The organism is Billgrantia pellis (assembly GCF_008297955.1).
Taxonomy (GTDB): domain Bacteria; phylum Pseudomonadota; class Gammaproteobacteria; order Pseudomonadales; family Halomonadaceae; genus Halomonas; species Halomonas pellis.
On sequence record NZ_VTPY01000003.1, the window covers coordinates 471,001 to 486,979 of the forward strand.

At 65.3% G+C, this 15,979-nt stretch carries 12 protein-coding genes; 3 read left to right on the forward strand and 9 right to left on the reverse strand.

Annotated elements, in window-relative coordinates:
* The first annotated feature begins 8 nt into the window (after positions 1 to 8).
* On the forward strand, positions 9 to 1,259 hold the full coding sequence (locus tag F0A17_RS08020) for an NAD(P)/FAD-dependent oxidoreductase (protein ID WP_149327825.1): 1,251 nt from the start codon (positions 9 to 11) through the stop codon (positions 1,257 to 1,259).
* A gap of 15 nt (positions 1,260 to 1,274) precedes the next feature.
* On the opposite strand, the gene F0A17_RS08025 is transcribed toward F0A17_RS08020, so the two are convergent.
* The 8 genes from F0A17_RS08025 to F0A17_RS08060 all read right to left on the reverse strand — a co-directional run bounded on the left by F0A17_RS08025 (position 1,275) and on the right by F0A17_RS08060 (position 10,443).
* On the reverse strand, positions 1,275 to 2,012 hold the full coding sequence (locus tag F0A17_RS08025) for a glutamine amidotransferase-related protein (protein ID WP_323849409.1): 738 nt from the start codon (positions 2,010 to 2,012) through the stop codon (positions 1,275 to 1,277).
* 83 nt (positions 2,013 to 2,095) lie between these two features.
* The gene (locus F0A17_RS08030; RefSeq protein ID WP_149327826.1) at positions 2,096 to 3,271 is read right to left on the reverse strand and encodes an iron-containing alcohol dehydrogenase; all 1,176 of its coding nucleotides are present in this window, start codon (positions 3,269 to 3,271) and stop codon (positions 2,096 to 2,098) included.
* A 22-nt stretch (positions 3,272 to 3,293) separates the two neighbouring features.
* The gene (locus F0A17_RS08035) at positions 3,294 to 4,679 is read right to left on the reverse strand and encodes an aldehyde dehydrogenase family protein (RefSeq protein ID WP_149327827.1); all 1,386 of its coding nucleotides are present in this window, start codon (positions 4,677 to 4,679) and stop codon (positions 3,294 to 3,296) included.
* Between the two features lie 172 nt (positions 4,680 to 4,851).
* Positions 4,852 to 6,231, reverse strand: a complete 1,380-nt coding sequence (locus F0A17_RS08040) for a glutamine synthetase family protein (protein ID WP_149327828.1) — start codon at positions 6,229 to 6,231, stop codon at positions 4,852 to 4,854.
* 85 nt (positions 6,232 to 6,316) lie between these two features.
* Positions 6,317 to 7,375, reverse strand: coding sequence for a TRAP transporter substrate-binding protein (locus F0A17_RS08045; RefSeq protein WP_149327829.1), 1,059 nt, complete (start codon positions 7,373 to 7,375; stop codon positions 6,317 to 6,319).
* A 79-nt stretch (positions 7,376 to 7,454) separates the two neighbouring features.
* Positions 7,455 to 8,777, reverse strand: a complete 1,323-nt coding sequence (locus tag F0A17_RS08050) for a TRAP transporter large permease (RefSeq protein ID WP_149327830.1) — start codon at positions 8,775 to 8,777, stop codon at positions 7,455 to 7,457.
* Positions 8,774 to 9,304, reverse strand: coding sequence for a TRAP transporter small permease subunit (locus tag F0A17_RS08055; protein ID WP_149327831.1), 531 nt, complete (start codon positions 9,302 to 9,304; stop codon positions 8,774 to 8,776). The genes F0A17_RS08050 and F0A17_RS08055 overlap by 4 nt, the downstream gene beginning before the upstream one ends.
* A 179-nt stretch (positions 9,305 to 9,483) precedes the next feature.
* Positions 9,484 to 10,443: a LysR family transcriptional regulator gene (locus tag F0A17_RS08060; protein WP_149327832.1), complete on the reverse strand. Its 960-nt coding sequence runs from the start codon at positions 10,441 to 10,443 to the stop codon at positions 9,484 to 9,486.
* 133 nt (positions 10,444 to 10,576) lie between these two features.
* Here F0A17_RS08060 and F0A17_RS08065 point away from each other — a divergent pair, with 133 nt between their 5' ends.
* Entirely contained in the window at positions 10,577 to 11,377 is an 801-nt protein-coding gene (locus F0A17_RS08065) for a TraX family protein (protein ID WP_149327833.1), read from the forward strand.
* Positions 11,378 to 11,383: 6 nt separating this feature from the next.
* On the opposite strand, the gene F0A17_RS08070 is transcribed toward F0A17_RS08065, so the two are convergent.
* Positions 11,384 to 13,750 carry a putative bifunctional diguanylate cyclase/phosphodiesterase gene (locus F0A17_RS08070; protein ID WP_228716841.1) on the reverse strand — a complete coding sequence of 789 codons (2,367 nt, stop codon included), beginning with the start codon at positions 13,748 to 13,750 and terminating at the stop codon, positions 11,384 to 11,386.
* A gap of 184 nt (positions 13,751 to 13,934) precedes the next feature.
* On the opposite strand from F0A17_RS08070, the gene F0A17_RS08075 reads away from it, so the two are divergent.
* Positions 13,935 to 15,956 (forward strand): PhoX family protein, encoded by a 2,022-nt coding sequence (locus F0A17_RS08075; RefSeq protein WP_149327834.1) that lies wholly within the window; start codon positions 13,935 to 13,937, stop codon positions 15,954 to 15,956.
* The last annotated feature ends 23 nt before the right edge of the window (positions 15,957 to 15,979 follow it).

A 15,979-nucleotide genomic window follows, 5' to 3' on the forward strand; every position in this document is an offset into this window, starting at 1 on the left:
GGGCTGTCATGAGGGAGTCGCCGCAACACGCCGAGGTCATGATCATTGGCGCCGGCATCGTCGGCCTGGCCTGCGCCTGGCACCTGCAGCGGCAGGGCTTCGAGGTCGTGTTGGTGGACCCCGAGCCCCCGGGCTCCGCCGCTTCCTCGGGCAACGCCGGCGTGCTGGCCAACTACGCCATCGAGCCCTTGGCCCAGCCCTCCATCTGGCGGCAGGCGCCGGGGCTGCTGCTATCGCCGCACTCGCCGTTTCACCTGCGCTGGCGGCACCTGCCCGGGCTCGCTCCGTGGCTGTGGCGCTTCATGCAGCACGCCAATCGTCGCAGCGCCGCCCAGGCCACTCACATCCTGAGCGAGCTACTGGCACCGGCGGTCGACGACTGGCGGCTCATCCTCGACGACCTGGAAAAGAGCGGCAGCCTCGTGCAGCAGCGCGGCAGCCTGTGCTTTTATCTCAGCGCCAAGGGCTGGCGCGAGGCCCAGACCGAGTTCGCCGTGCGCGAGCGCTTCGGCGTCATGCAAGAGCGCCTCGACGCCAAGGCACTGGCGGAGCTGGAGCCGGCCCTTGAGGGCCGCGCCCAGGGCGGCATCCTGTTTCCCGACGCCTGCCACGTCAGCGACCCGCTGCTCCTGGCCCAGCGCTTGGCCGAACACCTGGAAGGCCGCGGCGTTCGACGGGTGCGTGCCAAGGCACTGGGGCTCGCGTCATGCAGCAGCGGCGTCGGCATCGATACCGACCAGGCCTCCTGGCGAGCCGAAAAGGTCGTGGTCGCCGCGGGTCCCTGGTCGCAACCGCTGGCGCTGGCCGCTGGCGACCGAATTCCGCTGATCTCCGAGCGCGGCTATCATCTGGAGTTCCCCACCGTCAGGAGACTGGTCAGCCGCCCCTGTAGTCCCGGGGAGTACGCCTTCTATCTCACGCCGATGCAGGGCCGCCTGCGCATCGCCGGCACCGTGGAGCTTGGCCACAACGGCGACCCCGCCAACCCCAGGCGGCTCGCCTACATCCGCCGTCATGCCGAGGCGCTGTTCGGCCCGCTCGGCGAGCCGAGCCACACCTGGCTTGGCCTTCGGCCCTCCTTGCCCGACTCGCTTCCGGTGATCGGCCCCGCGTCGGCCCTGCCCGGCGTCAGCTACGCCTTCGGCCACGGCCATCTGGGCCTGACCCTGGCCGCCACCACCGGGCGCCTGCTGGTGGCCAGCCTCAAGGGCGAAGCCCCCGCCTGGCTGGCCGGCTGCAGTGCCGGTCGTTTTCGCTGAGTCAGGCCTACGAGCTCAATCGCGTGCCGCTATCGCACGCCGCAGGAAATTCAGTATCCAGCGCGCCATCAGGGTATCGTCCACCGGGGCGGCCAGCGATGTTTCTCCCTGGTTCACCCGCTCGTCGCCCACCAGCTCCCGGCGCAGCGCCATCAGGTCTCGGGAGTAGGCCTTGGTGAATTCGGGGTGCCCCTGCACACCGAGGAAGTGCTCGCCAACCTGCATCAAGTAGTGGGGGCAGAAGTCGCTGCCGCCGACAATGGTAGCCTCGGGGGGAAGGATCTCGACCTGATCCTGATGGCTGACCAGCAGGTCGATGCCCGGCTGCCAGGGCTCCATCCACGCCGCCCGCGCCGTGACGCGGTTGAACGACATGCCTACGCCCCAGCCCCGCTCGCTCTTGACCACCTCACCGCCCAACGCCTTGGCCATCAGCTGATGGCCGAAGCAGATGCCCACCAGCGGCTTGCCATCGCGCCACAGCTCTCGCACGAAGTCGCACAGCTCGTCGACCCAGGGCAGCCCATCGTTAACGCCATACTTCGAGCCGGTGGTCATCCAGGCGTCGACGGCATCGACATCGTCGGGAATCTCCCCGTCCAGGCAGCGCCACACCTGGAACTCCAGCGTGGGGTCGGCCCGCTGGAACAGGGCCGCGAACATTTCCGGATAGTTGCCGTGGGCCTCGCGCAGTTCTGGCGCCACGTCATCGCACTGCAATAGCCCGATGCGCATCGGTGAATCTCCTTTCATTGACCTTCCCTGGACACCGTCCCGTCGCACGGCACCGCCATCCCAGAAGCCCTTGAGCTTCGTCTGCAATCTTCCGACGACGCCTAAAGGCGGCCTTCCACGGCAGCCATGAAAATATCGCGGTATGCGTCGGCATCGAAGGCGACCGGGTTGGTGCCCGACGAAGGATCCGCCATCGCCATGCGCCCGATCTTGTCGGCCTGGCGCATATCGATGCCCAGCTCGGCCAGGGTGTGCGGAATGGCGAGCCGCTCGCGCAGGCCCAGCACCCAGTCGATCACCGCCGCCGTGCCCGGCTGGTCCAGGTTGAGATAGCGCCCGAGGCGCACCATCGGCTCGCCGATGGCGCGCTCGTTGGCACGCAGTACATAGGGCATCAGCACCGCATTCAGCGTTCCGTGGTGGGCGTCGTAGAGCGCCCCGAGCGGATGGGCCAGGGCGTGCATGGCGCCCAGGCCGCGCTGGAAAGCGGTCGCCCCCATGCTCGACGCCACCAGCATGTTCATGCGCGCCTCGAGGTCGCTACCGTCGCTGTAGGCGCGTAGCAGATAGCGGTCGATACGGCGCATGCCCTCGACGGCGATGCCCTCGGCCATGGGATGATAACTGGGCGAGCACCACGCCTCCAGGCAGTGCGACAACGCATCCATGCCGGTGGCGGCGGTAATCGCCGGCGGCAGGCCTACGGTCAGCTCGGGGTCGAGAATGACGGTGTCGGGCACCATGCCGGGATGGAAGATGATGCGCTTGACATGCTCCGCCTCGTCGGTAATCACCGAGGCGCGCCCCACCTCGGAGCCGGTCCCGGCAGTGGTCGGCACGGCGACGACAGGAGCGATGGCCTGGGCATCGGCATTCTTCCAGTTGTCGCCGATGTCCTCCAGCGACCACAGCGACAACCCTTCGCGTTGATTGGCCATCAACGCCACCGCCTTGGCAGCATCGAGCCCGGAGCCACCGCCGAAGGCGATAACCCCGTCATGGCTGCCGCTGCGAAAGGCGGCCATGCCATCGAGCACGTTACGTCCGGTGGGGTTGCCCTTGATTTGGCTGAACACGGCGATGCGCAGCCCGGCGGCCTGGCACGCCTGCACGCAGTCCCGCATCATCGGCAACGCCGCCAGTCCCGGGTCGGTCACCAGCAGCGGCGCATGCATGTCCAGCGCCTTGCATGCTTCGGGCAGCTCGCGGATGCGGCCCGCTCCGGTGAGAATGTTGGCCGGATAGTTCCAACCCGTCGTGAAATGGTCGAGCGTCATGTGGGCCTCCTGAGCCGCCGGTTCAGGCATGCTTCAAGTGAAAGGATTTGGGCCGGGTGAGCGTTTCATAACCGATCCGCGACAGCGAACAGCCCCGCCCCGATTGCTTGACCCCGGTCCAAGCCAGCTCCGGATCGAGATAATCGCAACGATTGGTGAATACGGTACCGGCCTCGAGCCGATGGGCGATGGCCTCGCCTATTGCGACATCGCGGGTGAAGACGGCGGCGGTGAGGCCGAACCCACTGTCGTTCATCAACGCCACGGCCTCGTCGTCGGAGGATACCGGCATGATGCCGACCACCGGACCGAAGCTCTCCTCGGTCATCACCCGCATCGAGTGGTCGACGCCGGTCAGGACCTGCGGGGCCAGATAGGCGCTGCCCGGCAGCGAGAGCGGGTAGTCGCCGGGGTCGATCCAGGCTCTGGCGCCGGCGGCGACCGCCTCTTCGATCTGGCCACGTACGAAATCCGCCGCTGCAGGGCGAACCAACGGTCCCAGAGTGGTCTCGGGGTCGGTGGGGTTACCCAGCCGAAGCTGGCGCACCCAGGCCACCGCTCGCTCGACGAAGGCGTCGAGGATCGAGGCGTGCACGTAGATGCGCTCGATGCCGCAGCAGCTCTGCCCCGAGTTGAAGAAGGCGCCGTCCATCACCCCGGGCACCGCCTCGTCGAGGTTCACGTCGGCGCGGACGTAGGCCGGGTCCTTGCCGCCCAACTCCAGGCCGGTGGCGATGAAGCGCCCGGCAACAGAGCGCTCCACCATCGCCCCGCCCCGCACCGAGCCGGTGAAGGAAACATGGTCGACCCGCCCGTCGCGGATCAGCGCCTCGGTGGCCTCGTGGGAAAGGTGCAAGTGCTGGAACACACCCTCGGGCAATCCCGCCTCGTCGAACGCCTGCTGAAAGCGCTCGGCACATAGCGGCGTCTGCGCGGAGTGCTTGAGAATCACCGCATTGCCCGCCATGATCGCGGGCACCACGGCGTTCACCGCAGTCATGAACGGAAAATTCCAGGGCGCGACGATGAACGACACGCCCAGCGGCTCGCGCGTAATGTAGCGGGTAAAGCCGGATTTTGCGGCCAGCCGGATCGGCGTCAGCGCCTCTTCGGCCAGCGCGATCATGGTGCGTGCGCGCTCCTCGAAGCCACCGATCTCGCCGCCGGCCACGGCAATCGGCCGGCCCATCTGCCAGGTCAGCTCGCGGGCCAGCTCGTCGCGTCGCCCGACGAAGACATCGACCATCGCCGAGCACACCCGCGCGCGCTCGTCGAGACTCGTTTCGCGCCACTCGCGCTGCGCCGCTACCGCCCTTATCAACGTCGCCTCGACCTGCCCCGGGTCGGCCTGCTCCCGCTCGACGTAGACCGAGCCGTCGACCGGGGAAATCGTTTTCTGTGTGGCCAATTGGCGTTCTCCTACTCATTGGTGCACCGAAAGAAACAAGAGAAGACGCGTCATGAGCGAACGCAGGTCGTGCGCGGCCGGAGCGCAGGAACCGGAGCATACTTCAGTATGTGAGGATTCCGAGCACCGCCCGCGTGCATGATGCGGAGCGCAATAGCGTATGACTTGTTTCTCAGATGATTTCGAAATAGCGGTCCAACTCCCAATCCGTAATATGGCGCCGGAATTGCCTTTCCTCCCACTCCCGGGTGGCCGCGAAGTGCTCGACGAAGGCGTCGCCGAACAGGTTGCGTGCCGCTTCCGAGGCCCTGAGCCGCTGGGCGGCCTCCCACAGCGTGCGCGACAGCGCCTGATGCGGGGGATGCTCGAGTTCATAGGCGTTGCCGATCACCGCCGCGTCCGGCTCCAGACGATGCTCGATGCCGTGAAGCCCGGCGCCGATCGCCGCCGCCAGCGCCAGGTAGGGATTGGCGTCGGCACTGCCCAGGCGATACTCGACCCGCTGCGATTTGGCGCTGCCCGGAATCACGCGCAGCGCAGTGGTACGGTTCTCCACCCCCCAGGTGGCGTCGGTGGGTGCCCAGAATCCCGGGATCAGACGGGTGTAGCTGTTGATCGTGGGCGCGAACATGGCGAGGAACTCCGGCATCAGCTTCTGCTGGCCGGCGAGAAAGTGACGCTGAATATCGCTCATTCCGTGGGGCTTGTCGGCATCGAAGAAGGCCGACTCGTGGCTATCGGCGTGATTGAGCGACAGGTGGATATGCCCGCTCTGGCCGGGGTAGTCCGGCGACCATTTGGCCATGAAGGTGGCCATCAGCCCGCGGCGCTGTGCCCATACCTTGGTGAAGGTCTTGAACAGCGCGCCCTTGTCGCCGGCGGCAAGGGCCTCATCGACGCAGATCGCCGCCTCCAGCACGCCGGGGCCGGTCTCGGTGTGCAACCCCTCGATGGGGAAGTCCATGGCCTCGGCCAGCGCCAGCAGCTCGTGATAGAGCTCGCCATGCACGGAGCTCCTGAGCATGGAATAGCCCATCATGTCGGGGGTTAGGGGCCTCAGATGGCGAAAGCCCTTCTCGCGGATCGATTCCGGCGTCTCCTGGAAGAGGAAGAACTCGTATTCCAGCGCACCGCAGGCGACGAAGCCCATCTCACGCGCCCGAGCCAGCACCCTGCGCAACAGCCCACGCGGGCAGATCGTCTCCGCCGGACCGGTGAATTCGGCCAGGAACAGCAACATATCGCCCTCGCAGGGCAGCTCGCGGCAGCTCTCGGGCAGAACGCGCAGCGTCGCATCCGGATAGCCCGTGTGCCAGCCGGTGTAGGTCACGTTGTCGTAGAGCTCGTCCTTGCTGTCCCAGCCCAGCACCACGTCGCAGAAGGCGAAGCCCGCCTCCAGCGCATGGAAGAATTTGTCGCGCCGCATGTACTTGCCGACCATCACGCCATCCATGTCGAACATGCCTACCTTGACGTGGGTCAGGCCACGCTGTTCGACGATCCGCCTGGCACCGTCGGCATCCTTCACGTCTCTCGCCTGAAGTCGGCTCATCGCTGCTTCCTCGCACGCCCTTTGTTGTCGTCGTTTGGTGGCGAACGCTGGCGGGATGCGCCGTGCCCGGCGCATCCCGCTCCGCTCAACCGTAGCGGTAGGGAGGTCCGGCTTGCTGCATGGTCTGGCGGTAGTTCTTGAGTATCTGTACCACCCGCGCACTGCGGTCGCTCTCCTGGGCGATCTCGTCCCAGAAGGCCAGTGCCTCGTCTTCCAGCCGCTGCCACTCCTCCTCGGGAATCGAGGTCAGCTCCAGCTTGCCGCCGGTGGTGCGGTAGTGCGCCTCGCCCCACCAGTACCAGTGCTGACGATAGTAATGGGAACTGTCCATGCACAGCTTGAACAGGGTCTGGAGATGCTCGGGCACCTCATTCCAGCGCTCGGTGTTGGCAAAATAGGAGCCAGCCCAGGCGCCGGAAATGTTGTTGGTCAGGTAGTAATTGCTGACGTCGGCCCAGCCCACGGTGTAGGCCTCGGTGATGCCCGCCCAGGCGATGCCGTCGAGCTCTCGGGTCTGCATGGCGACCTCGATGTCCTCCCATGGCAGGGTCACCGGCACCACCCCGAAGCGGCTCAGGAAGCGGCCCGCAGTGGGGAAGGTGAACACACGCTTTCCCTCGAGGTCGTCGAGGCTGCGGATCGGATCGCGGGTCACGAAGTTGCACGGATCCCAGGCGCCCGAGCCCAGCCAGGTGACGCCCTCCACCTCGCCATAGGCCTCTTCCCAGATTTCCCTGAGGCCGTAGTGGTGGAACAGCGCCGGTACGTCGAGGCTGTAACGCGAGGCGAACGGGAAGTAGCCGCCGAACACCGAGACGTCGACCGGGGCGTTGATCGAGTCGTCGTCGCTCTGCACGGCGTCGATGGTGCCGCGTTGCATGGCGCGGAACAGCTCGCCGGTGGGCACCAACTGGTCGGCATAGTAGAGCTCGATTTCCATCTCGCCGTTGGCGGCCTTGTTGAAGGCATCGATGGAGGGCTTGATCACGTGCTCGGCGAGTGCCGGCCCGGCGTAGGTCTGCAGGCGCCAGCGAATCGGGCTGCGCGACTGGGCATGCACGTAGGGCGCCGAGAGAGTCGTGGCCCCGACAGTGGCGGCGGTAGCCAGGCCCGCCTTCTTGAGAAAATCGCGACGATTGGTCATGGGTCTTCTCCTGCTGTTTTGCTTGTTGTCGGAAGAATCGTGGTATTCGATCGTCGTGCCGCGGTTCACCTCCTGGGAGTCAGTAGCCGCGATAGAGCTGCGGCAGCCACAGCGCCAGCTGCGGGAAGATCGTGATCAGCGCCAACCCGATCAACATGATGCCGACGAAGGGCCAGACGCTGCGGTAGATGTCGCCGAGCGATATCTCCGGGGGCGCCATGGCGCGCATCAGGAACAGGTTGTAGCCGAACGGCGGGGTCATGTAGGCGATCTGCACGGTGATGGTGTAGAGCACGCCATACCAGATCGGATCGAAGCCCAGGCTGATCACCAGCGGTACGTAGAGCGGCGCCACGATCACCAGCATGGCGGTATCGTCGAGGAACATGCCGAGCAGAACGTAGGAGAGCTGCATCATCACCAGTATCTGCCATGGACTCATGCCGATACGGTCGAGGAAGATGTTCTCGATGGCCCGTACCGCACCGAGACCGTCGAACACCGCGCCGAAGCACAATGCCGCGAGGATGATCCACATGAACATGCAACTGATGCCGAGCGTCTTATGCACGGTGCTCTCGATCACCTTCCAGGTCAGGCGGCGCTTGATCAGCGCGGCCAGGGTGGCGGCCACCGCCCCTACCGCCGAACTCTCCACCAGGCTGGTCACGCCCATCAGGAACAGTCCGGTCATGAAGAAGAAAATCAGCAGCGGCAGGATGCCGGCACGCAGCAACTTGAGTTTCTCGGCCAGGCTCATCCGGCGCTCCTCGGCGGGCAACGCCGGGCCGAGATGTGGCTGCAGGCGGCAGCGAATGACGATGTAGAGCACGAACAACCCGGCCAGGATCAGCCCCGGAATGGCCCCGGCCAGCCACAGCTGGCTAACCGGTTGGCGCGCGATCATGCCGTAGAGCACCAGCACCACGCTGGGCGGCACCAGGATCCCCAGCGAACTGCCGGCCTGGATCACGCCGGTGACCATGATCTTGTCGTAGCCGCGCCGCAGCAGTTCCGGCAGCGCGATGGTCGCGCCGATGGCCATGCCCGCCACGCTCAGGCCGTTCATCGCCGAAACCACCACCATCAGGCCGATGGTACCCACCGCCAGGCCGCCCTTCAGCGAGCCCATCCAGACGTGGAACATCTCGTAGAGTTCGCTGGCGATACCCGACTCGGAGAGCATGTAGCCCATGTAGATGAATAGCGGCAGGGTCAGCAACGGATACCAGTTCATCAGTTGAATGGCGGCGCTGAACGGCATTTCCACGCCGCCGTGGCCCCACAGCAGCAGCGCCGAGGCGGCGCCGACAAAGCCGATCACACCGAACACCCGTTGCCCGGTCAGCAGCAACAACATCATGGTCGAGAACATCAGCAGAGCGATCATTTCATAGCTCATTGCCGAGTCTCCCCGTCTTCCAGGGGAATGCCACGCGCCCGGGCGATGTCCTTGAACAGGATCGCCACGCTCTGCAGCAGCATCAGCAGAACGCCGAAGGTCATGATGCTCTTGATCGGCGCCAGGGGTGGCGCCCATGAGGTGTAGCTCTTCTCGCCGTAACGCAGGGCGTACTCGGTACTGGAGATGCCGCCGGCGAGCAGCGCCCCGAGAAAGACGAGCAGCAGCACGACGGTGAGTGCATCGACGATGGCGCGGGTACGATCGGACCAGCCCGAATAGAACAGATCCATGCGTACGTGCGCGCCCATCTGCATGGCATAAGCGCCGCCAAGCATGTAGTAGGCGGCCATCATGAACTGCGAGACCTCGATGCTCCAGATCAGCGGACTGTTGAAGGCAGTGCGCGCCACCGAGGCGTAGAGCAACACGCCGATCATCGCGAAGATCAGGAACATGGTGATGCGCCCCACCACGCGGTTGAACCTATCCACCCAGCGCACGTAGAGCGTTATTATTCTTGGCATCGTTCGGCCCCGGCCTGTTCGTCACCTTGGGTTTCGACCAGTCTTGATACCGGCGGCGCGAAAGCGCAACGTGCATCGATGTCGATGACGGCCAGACTATCGATGAAATCGATAGTGGTACATGACGAGGCAATGTCGCGTTTGATGTGCCCGCTTCGGGTGCAGGAAATAGAGCGCGATCAGAACCGTGTGGCCACCTCGGCGGAAAGCCAGGGAAGGACCCGGTCGAGCTGGGCGTTAAAGTGCTTATCCAGCAGGCGCCGGCTGTCACGGGCGAGAAGCGCCGGCAGTTCGCCCAGCTCGTCGCGCCTGGCCACCAGCGTCAGTTCGCGGTTGAGCGGTGCCAATGGGAGTGGTGCCACCGTGACGTTGAGCGCCTCGAGGCCAGCCTGGTAGAGGCACAGCGGCGTGGTAATGGTCCATCCGGCACCGGCCCCGACCAAACGCAGCAAGGCGAAGGTGTTGTCGAGGTGCAGCCTGGCCGGCAGCTCGAGCTGATTCAACCGCAGATGGCGTTCGATGGCCTGGCCGATCAGCGATTGGGGAGTGTAGCGCACGAAATCCAGGTGACGGGCCAGCCAGCGCAGGTTGTCCAGCGGGCCGCTCCAGTGGCAGGGAACCACCAGGACGAAGGGCTCGCGCAGCAGGGCGTGGCGCTCCAGGCCGTCGTAATTCTCCAGCCGGTCATCGGAAACGATGATATCCACGTGCCGGGTTAGCAGCGAGTGCGCATGCATGTGCGACAGGCCGGTGGTCAGGGTATAGTCACGGGTATAGCGCCGAATCAGCTCAATCAAGGGTTGGCCGACGGCGGTGGCCAGCGAGTCGACCAGCGCCAGGCGCACCTGATGCAAATGGCCAAAATCGCCAGATACCAGCTCGCGGCGCGTGCTGCGCGCCTCGTCCAGCAGGCGCCGGGAGCGGTCGTAGAAGAAGCGTCCGGCGCTGGTTGGCTCGAGCGGGCGGCAGTTGCGCTTGAACAGCGTGACGCCCATGCTCTCTTCCAGGTTGGCCAGGCTCTGGGACACAGACGACTGCTTGAGCCCGAGCCGCCGGGCCGCCGCACTCTGGCTGCCCTGCTCCAGGGTCTCGACGAATATCTCCATGCTGCGAAGATCGAAACCGAAACCGCTGCGCATTGCTGCTGTCCTCTTTCCGAACCGTCGCTCGTTCACGAACCGCTACCCGGCGAGAAGGAACTCCCCTCGCCGCGCCTCGGTCAACAAGGTGGCATCATTCCGCCGTCGACACGTCATCCACAGGGAGGTCACGATGACCGCACAAGCCGCCGCCCTTTCGGCGCCGGATCGCCCCACCTCGACATGGACCGGCTGGGGTCAATGGCTGGCGCTCGCCACCATGACCATCGACCACCTGACCCGTTACGTGCTGCCAAGCCACTGGGAACTCGATTGGGCCGGCGCCTCGATCGGCCGGATCGCCTTTCCCTTGTTCGCCGCCATGGTCGCCTGGCATGGGCTATTCAATACCCGCAATCCGCTGCGCTATGCCCGGCGCATCCTGATCATCGGCCTGGTGGCGCAGCTGCCCTACATGTTGATGCCACGGGCGTCCGACGCCTTCCTCCTCAATGTCTGCTTCACCCTGGCATTAGGGCTGGCCTGGGGCGCCTGGCTGCGTGACCTGTTCGCCCGCGTGCGGGCCGGCACCCTGGGCAGCCCCTGGGTAGGGCTGGGCGTCGCGGCAACGCTGGCCGTCTGGTACCTGCTCGGCGACTGGGTCGAGTACGGCCATCGCGGGTTGCTGCTGATCCCGTTGTTCATGTTGGCCATGCATCACCTGCATGCCGCAGGCGATGGCCTGGTCGAGCGCCTGGGCGCGGTGGCCTTGTCCGTTCCGCTGCTGATCGTGGCCGGGCTGATGAACAGCTCCGACATGGCCAAGTCGTTCACCGTGGCCACCTGCCTGACGGTGCTGTGGCTGGCCGCCGGCGCCCATCGTCTGACCCCGGCGGTGCCCAGCGTCATGCCCCGCCGGCTGTGGCTGGCGTGGTACCCCGGCCATTTTGCCCTGATCGCCCTGTGGCTCTGGGCCTCCGGTGGCCTTGGTTGAGCGGCATCATCCAGCATCCGTCCCTATCCGCTCGGCCAATAGCCGCTCGAAGTCTTCGAGCGGCATCGGGCGATGGAAGTAAAAGCCCTGAAACAGACGACATCCCCGCATCAGCAGAAAATCCCGCTGCGCTCTGTTCTCCACCCCCTCCGCCACGACATCGATGCCGAGATGCTGTGCCATGGCGAGCACCGTCTCGACGATGGTGGCGTCGCTGCTGTCGGTATCGAGGCTACTGACGAAGCTGCGGTCGATCTTCAGCTCATCCAGCGGTAGCGACTTGAGGTAGGAGAGTGAGGAGAAGCCAGTGCCGAAGTCGTCGAGCGCCAGTTGGACACCGAGCTGCTTGAGTGCCTGCATGCGTTCGATGGCATCCTGCAGGCCGTCGATCATGATGCTTTCGGTTAACTCCACCGTGAGCCGGGAAGGCTCGATACCGTGAGCTCCCAGTACCCAGGTCAGGCCTTCGACGAAACCGGGCTGGGTGAAGTGACGTACGCTGATGTTGACCGACAGGCGCGGCAGGATCTCGGCCGGCAGCCGCGCCAGCAGCGCGCAGCATCGGTCCAGCATCCAGGTCTCGAGTTCCGTGATCAGATCGCTTTCCTCGGCGATGGCAATGAACACTTCGGGCGAGATCCAGCCACGCTGCGGATGCTCCCAGCGCATCAGCGCCTCGCCGCCGATCACTTCGCCGCGCTCGTCGAGCTGGGGCTGGCAGGCGATGCTCAACTGTTCCTCGGCCAGCGCGCGACGCAAGGCTTGCTCCATCTCCAGACGCCAGCTCATCTGAGTCTGCATCGAGGGCTCGTAACCGCAGATCTGGGCACGCCCTTTCACCTTGGCCTGATACATGGCGGTATCGGCGTGGCGCAGCACATCGCCGACATCCTCGTCGCCCAGCGGAAACAGCGTATAGCCGATGCTCGGTGTCACGCTGATGCGTTGACCGCCCAGATCGTAGGCCCGGCGTAGGGTGGAAAGCAGGCGTTCGGCACGCTGCTCCGACCGCTGCAACTCCAGCTCGCGATCGCCGCTCAGCGCCGGCATCAGCACCACGAACTCATCGCCGCTGAGGCGGGCGGCCATGTCGGCCTTCCCCATGCTCAGCAACAGCCGCTTGCTGACCTGGCGCAGCAATTCGTCACCCACCGCGTGGCCCAAGGTATCGTTGATGATCTTGAAGCGATCGAGGTCGAGGAACATCACCAGTCCCACGCGGCCATCGTCGCGCCGGTCGCGAATGGTCGAAGCGAGCGTCTCGATCAGCAGCCGGCGGTTGGGCAGCTCCGTCAACGGGTCGAAGTAAGCCTGACGGTGGATGGTCTCCTCGGCAATCTTGCGCTCGGTGAAATCCTCGATGACGGCCACCCCACCGACCACCTCGCCGGATTCGCTGCGCAGTGCACTATAGAAGGCGCGCAGCGGCGTCTGCTTGCCGCTGACCACGGTACGGTAAGTACCTTCGAAATAACCGGTTCCGCTCTCGAGGGCATCGCGGACCGCCCGCACGACACGCTCATCGTCGATTTGAGTCAGCAGGTTCATGCCCAGCAGGCGCTGCCGACTGGTGCCGAGAATATCCAGACACACCTCATTGCAGTCGACCACCCGGCCCTTGCTATCGAAGTGCAGCACACCCAGCGGCGTGTGACGAAAAATGGCGCGATAGCGTGCCTCGCTCACGCGAAGCTGCTGCTCGCGTGATGTGACGACCAGGCGCAAGGCGATATTATCGGTGATGATGCGGTTGAGCCGGTGGCTGATGACCAGTACCAAGGCCAGGAACAACACGATCAAGGATGCCAGCAGCCAGGCGAGCGACGAGCCCTGAACCAGCAGTTGGCCAAGCAACGGCAGCATGGCCGGCAAAACGAACAACGGCGCCATCCACCATACCGAAGAGAGCGTCGTCACCCCACCCGCGGCAATGCCCGCCAGTACGATCGTCAGCGCCGCCAGTTGGCCGAGGTGATCCATGGTGAACATCGCGAGCCCCGCCACGCCCCAGACCAGACCTGCCAGCGCGGCACCCCAGGCAAAGCGGCATAGCCAGTGTCGCTGCAGCCGGTGCCGGGGCGGCTGACGTTGGTAATACCTGGCCAGCCACAGTCGCCCTCCCGAGACCGAGACCAGCGCTACGAGCCACGCAACGAGAAAGCCCGCAGGCATGATGGGCCACATCGCCGCCACCAGCAGCAGGGCGGCGAGTACGCTGGACAAAACCGGCTGCCACAGTCGTTCATACAGCAGGCGCACCTGCTCGGCAGCCAGCTGCAGACGGTGCGAGGAAACCGGAACCGCCTCGGCGATGACCTCGAGGCGCTTTTCCTGAAGCGAAAATGACATGCGGGCGATCAGTTCCGTATTCATTGTCGTTATGTCAGCTCCTATCTTTACCCGATGCAGCGAGGTTTGGCGAGGCGCCCCCTCAACGCATGGAGCGGACGCGGTACGGGCAAGTCATCGCGACGAACTGTCGCGACTCGTTCATATCGCTGCAACGTACCCTCACCACCCTATGGATTCGTCCCGTTCCACCTTTTGGAGACTTGCCATGACCCAGCCTCGCCAGCCCGGCCAGGTCGACCCGATTCTCGCCGCCGGTGACGAACCCGCCAGTAATCCGACGTCCAACGACTACTTTGGCGATATCCTCGCGGCCCGCATGCATCGACGTACCTTGCTGCGCGGCAGCCTGGCCGCCGCGGTGGCCGCGGCCATGTCCACCGCCTTGCCCTTCGGCAGCGCGCTGGCCGCCGGCACGCAGGCGGCCCCGACGCGCATCGGTTTCCAGGCGATCCCGGTCAGCAACACCGATAGCGTGGTAGTGCCGGAAGGCTATAACGTGCAGACCTTCATCCCGTGGGGCACGCCCATTAGCGGCTCCATGCCGGCCGCCTCTCTGGAAGCCAGCGGCGATGACCAAGGCCACCAGGTGGGCAGCCACCACGACGGCATGCACTTCTTCCCCCTCGAAGGCAGCTCCCGCGATGGCCTTCTCGTGCTCAATCACGAGTACGTCGAGCCACGCTTCATGCATGCCGAGGCCCAAGGGCTGGCGCTCGATTCGGAGGGGTTCCCGCAGTACGAAGACGGTTCTCGTGACGCCGACCAGGTACTCAAGGAACTCAATGCTCACGGGGTATCGGTGGTCCGGGCGCGCCAGAGCGACGACGGCCAATGGCAGGTGATCGAGGACGAACGCAATCGGCGCATTACCGGCCTGACCCCGATGCGCCTGGCCGGACCGGTGGCCGGCACCGAGCACGTCACGACCAAGTACAGCCCCGACGGCAGCATGACCCGCGGCACCCTGAACAACTGCGCCAATGGCGTCACGCCATGGAATACCTACCTCGCCGCCGAGGAAAACTGGGCCGGCTACTTCGCCAACCAGGATGCCGAGATCGATCGCCGCCAGGCTCGCTACGGCATCGAGTCGCGCAGCGAGGGACGTTATCAGTGGCACAGGGCCGCAGGCGGCGCCGATGAATTCGCGCGTTTCGACGCGAGCTCCCGCGGTGCCTCGCCGAGAGAGGATTATCGCAACGAACCTCACGGCTTTGGCTACATGGTGGAAATCGACCCTTACGATCCTTCGAGCATACCGGTCAAGCGCACCCACCTCGGCCGCTTTGCCCACGAGGGCGTGGTCTTCGCCCCCGCCGTGGAAGGCCAGCCGGTAGTCTGCTATTCCGGCGACGACGCCCGCTTCGAGTACATCTACAAGTTCGTCTCGGCCAAGCCCTATCAAGCCGCCAGCGCCGACGGCTCGCTACTGGACGAAGGCACGCTCTACGTGGCGAAATTCCATGAGGATGGCAGTGGCGAATGGCTGGCGCTCGCCCCAGGGGAGAACGGGCTGACGCCGGAGAACGGCTTCGCCGACCTTGCCGAGATTCTGGTCAATGCGCGCAGCGCCGCGGACCACGTCGGCGCCACCAAGATGGATCGCCCGGAGTGGGGCGCAGTGGATCCGGCCACCGGCCAGGTCTACTTCACCCTGACCAACAACACCCGCCGCAGCGAGGAGCAAGTCGACGCCGCCAACCCGCGCGCCGAGAACCATTTCGGTCATATCGTTCGCTGGCAGGAGGACGGCACCCACGCCGCCGAACGCTTCCAGTGGGAAATCTTCCTGCTGGCCGGCGATCAGGAGAGCGGCCGCCACCTGGACGGTACCCCCCTCGATCAAGAGGCCATTTTTGCCTCGCCCGACGGCCTGTGGATCGATCCCGATCGCCGCGTGTGGATCCAGACCGACATCAGTGAATCGGTGGTCAATAGCGGTAACCACGAGGTATTCGGCAACAACCAAATGCTGGTGGCCGACCCCGAAACCGGCGAATTGAAGCGCTTCCTCACCGGGCCCGTCGGTCAAGAGATCACCGGCATCGCCATGACACCGGACCAGCGCACCCTGTTCGTCAACGTGCAGCATCCCGGCGCCACCACATCGGCCGAGGCGTTCGCCGCAGGCGAGCTGACCAGTCACTGGCCCGAAGGGGGTAGCGCACTTCCCCGCTCGGCGACCCTGGTGATCACCCGCGAGGACGGCGGCATCATCGGCGCGTAATGCCGTGTGTAACGCAGCGGACC

What these genes read in the sequence shown, in the direction of transcription:
- F0A17_RS08020 (WP_149327825.1), top strand. Translation starts at nt 9, where the DNA reads ATGAGGGAGTCGCCGCAACACGCCGAGGTCATGATCATTGGCGCCGGC.
- F0A17_RS08025 (WP_323849409.1), bottom strand. Translation starts at nt 2,012, where the DNA reads ATGAAAGGAGATTCACCGATGCGCATCGGGCTATTGCAGTGCGATGAC.
- F0A17_RS08030 (WP_149327826.1), bottom strand. Translation starts at nt 3,271, where the DNA reads ATGACGCTCGACCATTTCACGACGGGTTGGAACTATCCGGCCAACATT.
- F0A17_RS08040 (WP_149327828.1), bottom strand. Translation starts at nt 6,231, where the DNA reads ATGAGCCGACTTCAGGCGAGAGACGTGAAGGATGCCGACGGTGCCAGG.
- F0A17_RS08045 (WP_149327829.1), bottom strand. Translation starts at nt 7,375, where the DNA reads ATGACCAATCGTCGCGATTTTCTCAAGAAGGCGGGCCTGGCTACCGCC.
- F0A17_RS08050 (WP_149327830.1), bottom strand. Translation starts at nt 8,777, where the DNA reads ATGAGCTATGAAATGATCGCTCTGCTGATGTTCTCGACCATGATGTTG.
- F0A17_RS08055 (WP_149327831.1), bottom strand. Translation starts at nt 9,304, where the DNA reads ATGCCAAGAATAATAACGCTCTACGTGCGCTGGGTGGATAGGTTCAAC.
- F0A17_RS08060 (WP_149327832.1), bottom strand. Translation starts at nt 10,443, where the DNA reads ATGCGCAGCGGTTTCGGTTTCGATCTTCGCAGCATGGAGATATTCGTC.
- F0A17_RS08065 (WP_149327833.1), top strand. Translation starts at nt 10,577, where the DNA reads ATGACCGCACAAGCCGCCGCCCTTTCGGCGCCGGATCGCCCCACCTCG.
- F0A17_RS08070 (WP_228716841.1), bottom strand. Translation starts at nt 13,750, where the DNA reads ATGAATACGGAACTGATCGCCCGCATGTCATTTTCGCTTCAGGAAAAG.
- F0A17_RS08075 (WP_149327834.1), top strand. Translation starts at nt 13,935, where the DNA reads ATGACCCAGCCTCGCCAGCCCGGCCAGGTCGACCCGATTCTCGCCGCC.